At 65.4% G+C, this 4,180-nt stretch carries 3 protein-coding genes; 1 reads left to right on the top strand and 2 read right to left on the bottom strand.

Annotated features, from left to right (window positions below; all coding sequences use genetic code 11):
- Window positions 1–367 (top strand): hypothetical protein (locus K1X74_23355; protein ID MBX7169289.1); only part of this gene is annotated, 367 nt, incomplete at its 5' end.
- A gap of 66 nt (window positions 368–433) precedes the next feature.
- Here K1X74_23355 and K1X74_23350 read toward each other — a convergent pair.
- Window positions 434–3,415 (bottom strand): Tn3 family transposase, encoded by a 2,982-nt coding sequence (locus K1X74_23350; protein ID MBX7169288.1) that lies wholly within the window; start codon window positions 3,413–3,415, stop codon window positions 434–436.
- Window positions 3,415–3,972: a recombinase family protein gene (locus tag K1X74_23345; GenBank protein MBX7169287.1), complete on the bottom strand. Its 558-nt coding sequence runs from the start codon at window positions 3,970–3,972 to the stop codon at window positions 3,415–3,417. Before K1X74_23345 ends, K1X74_23350 begins: the two co-directional genes overlap by 1 nt.
- Between the last annotated feature and the right edge of the window lie 208 nt (window positions 3,973–4,180).

Here is a 4,180-nt window from a genome sequence, read left to right as displayed (position 1 = left end):
GCAAAGAATGTCATCAACCTGCGGGTTGCCCTCAAAAGTGGCCGATGGCTCCAGGCCATCCCGCCCCTGGTGGCGGCTGCATGAGGCTTGGTTGTTTGGGGGTCTTTGTAAAATTGGAATGCACCCGGGCGAGGTGCTGTGGGCCGCCACCCTGGGGACGGTCTACGCCCTGATCGTGATCCTGGTGCTGGCGGGGTTCACCCTGGCCGGCTGGCCGCACCTGCACTGGGCCGGCGCCGTGCTGGTCGTCCCCCTGCTGTTCCTCGCCGCCCTGGCCTTCGCCGCGCTGGGGCTGCTGTTCACCGCCCTGGTGTCCAGCATCGACCACATGAACATCCCCTTCTTCCTGGTCGTCATGGGGATCTGAGGAGCAATGGAACGGAAAACCTTGGTAAGCCTTGATCATGATTGCACACCTGCGGAATCTCTGACCTCAAGTATCCTGTTCGGCGGGATTGCGGAGCGGCCGCAGTTCGCCACGGCTCACGGCCTCTGGTACCGAGAACGAGTAGCGGCCGAGCATGTTGATGTGTTCGTGGATCAACGGCGACAGCCGCGCCACGTCGGCGTCGTGAATCGGATAGCCTTCCCGTCGCAATTGGGCGAGCGCGGCGTCCAGATAAATCGTGTTCCAGAGCACGACCGCGTTCACCACCAGGCCGAGCGCGCCGAGCTGATCCTCCTGCCCCTCGCGGTAACGCTGGCGCAGTTCCCCCCGCTTGCCGTGAAACATCGCTCGCGCGAGGCTGTGGCGTCCTTCGCCACGATTCAACTGCAAGAGCGTGGCACGACGTCGGGTCTCATCATCGATATAGTTGAGGGTATGCAAGGTCTTATCGATTCGGCCGAACTCGGCGAGCGCCTGCGCCAACCGGGTGGGTCGGTCGCCGATCTGCAGCGTGCGCATGATGCCGGTCGCCGGCACACGCCCCAGCTTGAGCGAGCCGGCCAGCCGCAGCAGATCATCCCAGTGTTGGGCGATGAGTGACACGTTGATGCGTTGGCGCGCGATGGTGTTGAGCTCGCCATAGTCGGCATCGGGATCGATCCGCCAGAAGCGGGTGCCGCCGATATCCGCCAGTCGCGGGCTGAATCGATAGCCGAGCAACCGAAAGAGGCCAAACACGACATCGCTGTAGGCCCCGGTGTCGGTCATGATCCGGGTGGGCCGCAGCTCCGTTTCCTGCTCCAGCACCACGGCCAGCAACACCAGGGAGTCGCGTAGCGTGCCGGGCACCACGATGGCGTTCAGTCCGGTGAGCTGGTTCGAGAGCAGGTTGTACCAAGTCACCCCTTTGAGCGGACCGAAATATTTGGGGTTCGGCCCGGCATGCACGGTGCGCACCGGCACGACGAACCGCATGCCGTCCGCCGACGCAACCTCGCCGCCGCCCCAGGCGTGCGCGAGCTCGAGTCGGTTTTGTGCGGCGACGAGGGCCGCATTGGCGGCGGTCACGGTCTCGTCGCGCACATAGTTCTGGTCGACCCACGACAGGCGGCCACGCTTGAGCGCTGGCACGTCGGGCCGAATCAGTGGCTCGAGGCCAGTATTGCATGCCTCGGCCAAGAGTACCGCGCAGAGGCTGGTCGTCAGGTCGGCCGCCCGTGCCGAGCGCTCGGTCAGGTGCGTAAAGGCGTCGGTAAAGCCGGTGCGGGCCGCGATCTCGAGCAGGATTTCCGGCAGCTCGACACGCGGCAGACGTGCGGCCACCGCCTCGCGCAGCGCGACCAGTGACGGCGGTTCGTCAAGCTTGTCGAGCGGACTCAGAATCAGCTCGTCTTGCTCGAAACGCACGGCCGGATTGTCCGGCAAGCGTGCGGCGACAGCGCGATACGTTTGATTCAGCTCGGCCGCCAAAGCGGCCAGCACCGGCTGTGGGTTGGACGGCAGCTCGAGCGAGCGACAGATGATCGGCCGCGCCGCTTCCCACTCGTCGCCGGTCAGGAGTCCCGCGCGCGGATCGGCGTAGCGCCAACTCGGCGAGACGAACACATCGCGGCGGCGCAGGGCCGTGTGCAACGCGTCGAGCATACAGAAGGTATAGGCACGGCGATCGACCTTCCCGTCGTCGCGCAGCACCGAGCGCTGCCACGGCTTGCGGACCACCTCGCATGGCGCAGCCTGGTCGGGCTTGGGTTTTCTGTCGTTCTCGCGCAGCCAGTCGAAGGCGGCCACCACCGGTTTCCCGGCCGGACTGGCACCGAAATGGACCTGCTTGAGAAGCGTCGGCAGGAAGCGGCGAACTTTGCCGTACCGTTTCTCGAGTTCGCCATAGAAGACGTCGTCCGGCGGTCGGGTCAGCGCGTCGACGTTGTCGAGCGCCTGGGTAAGGGTATTCTGCGGCACCCGCGCAAACACCTGGGGACGTAGCTCCACGTCCACGACCACCGGATCGAGCAGCAGGCGGCAGGCGGCGGCCAGCAGGATGGCCGCCTGATCGAGATCCTTAAGGGTACGCAGTCGCGCCTGGCGGTCGGCCTTGACGGCCTCGGCGAACAGCGCGCGCAGGAGCCGTTCCAACACCTCGAGCGCATCGTCCTGCGCGGTCGCCTCAAGGCAATGCACGAAGGCGACCAGCGTTGCTATCCGGCGCGCGGGCGGCAGCCGACCCATCGCGCTGACTTTGGCGGCGCCGGCAAAACGGGCCAGGGAGGCCAGCCGGCTGGGCGGAACGCGGGCGGCAGGCAGCGCGATACCCAGCTCGCGCACCGCTTGCAGGCGCTGTAGCGCGGCCACCAGCGATTGGTTACTGACCGACACTGGACCGGCGCGCAACCGGTCCAGGGGCGAAAAACGGCTGCCCTGTGGCACCTTCAGCAACGCATCCAGCCGGGCCTGCTGCTCGCGGGTGACATCCCGCCCGAGCAGCCGCCATAGGCGTGCTTCCGCCCGGCTGCGCAGTCGGGCAATGAAGCGCTCGAGGGTGCTCGTGCCTGGCAGGAGAACCTTGTGCGTCAGCAGCCAGTCGCTGGCCCGGTCGAACAAGACACTGAGACGCTCGGTGCCCGTCCAGCACAGCGCAAAAAGCCAGCGACCGAGACGGAAGCCAACGCCGACGTCGGTGATGTCGCAATAGCCGTACTGCGCGCGGATCTCGATCGGATGGCGCCAGCGCCACCGATTCGCCCGGTAAGCGTCAAGGTGGCCGTCGACGGTGATCCCGAGTTGGTCCGCGACGAAACGGGCCACTGACGCCGGCACGGCGGTGGGATCCTCAAGCAGTGTGCCCAGGAACCGCACCGTGCCCAGTTGAATGGCGCAACCCAGGCGCATGTGCGCGCCACGGTGCGAGTGGACGAATGCCAGGTCGGCATCGTCAAGATGAAAGCAGCGGGCCAGTTGGTCGGGCGTCGGATCACCGCGGAACTGGCCGTAACGTTCCTGCTGCTGCGGGGAGAGGAAGGAGACCGGCATCAGGTGCGGTCGCTACCCGCGAGCACACGGTAGACCGACGCGCGGCCGATGCCGAGCCGGCGCGCGATCGCGGTCGGCCCAAGCTTTTCCTCGGTGTGAAGACGGCGGATTTCGGAGGAATCAAGCGATGGCTTACGTCCCTGGTAGACACCGCGCACCTTCGCCGCGGCGATGCCCTCGAGCTGGCGTTCCCGGCGCAGATTGGTCTCAAACTCGGCGAAGACGCCGAGCATATCGAGGAACGCCTTGCCGGTCGCCGTGCTCGTGTCGACCGGCTGTTCCGTCGCCATCAGCGTCGCACCCCGCTCCTTGAGCATGCACATAATGTCCTGAAGATCCTTAATGCTACGCGCCAAGCGATCGATGCGCGTGACGACCAGCGTGTCGCCAGGCCTCAGGAAGGCCAACAGCAACTCCAGCTCGGTGCGTCCATCGCGCTTGGACCCGCTGACCTTCTCCGAGCGCACGATGTTGCAACCGGCCGCACGCAGCGTCCTCTCCTGCAGCGTCACATCCTGGTCGATCGTGGACACGCGGGCGTAGCCATAGAGTGCCATCGGGAGATGGAATCGTCTCGTTAGCGTTTAGACCTGATTACGATACCGTCCCAGAAACGGCTTAGCAACCCTAATGAGACGCCAAAACTGTCTCATCTAAAGCGTCTTAGGCAGGTATACCCTATCGGGACGACGGGCCGGAATTTCAGCGGCAATCCTGGGGTTCAACCCTTACCAAGGTTTTCTGTTCCATTGCTCCTCGAACCCC

It is taken from the genome of Pirellulales bacterium (assembly GCA_019694435.1).
Lineage (GTDB): Bacteria > Planctomycetota > Planctomycetia > Pirellulales > JAEUIK01 > JAIBBZ01.
The sequence above is the reverse complement of the archived record's forward strand: the minus strand, read 5'-3'. Positions and strand labels throughout refer to the sequence as shown.

What these genes read in the sequence shown, in the direction of transcription:
- K1X74_23350 (MBX7169288.1), bottom strand. Translation starts at nt 3,415, where the DNA reads ATGCCGGTCTCCTTCCTCTCCCCGCAGCAGCAGGAACGTTACGGCCAG.
- K1X74_23345 (MBX7169287.1), bottom strand. Translation starts at nt 3,972, where the DNA reads ATGGCACTCTATGGCTACGCCCGCGTGTCCACGATCGACCAGGATGTG.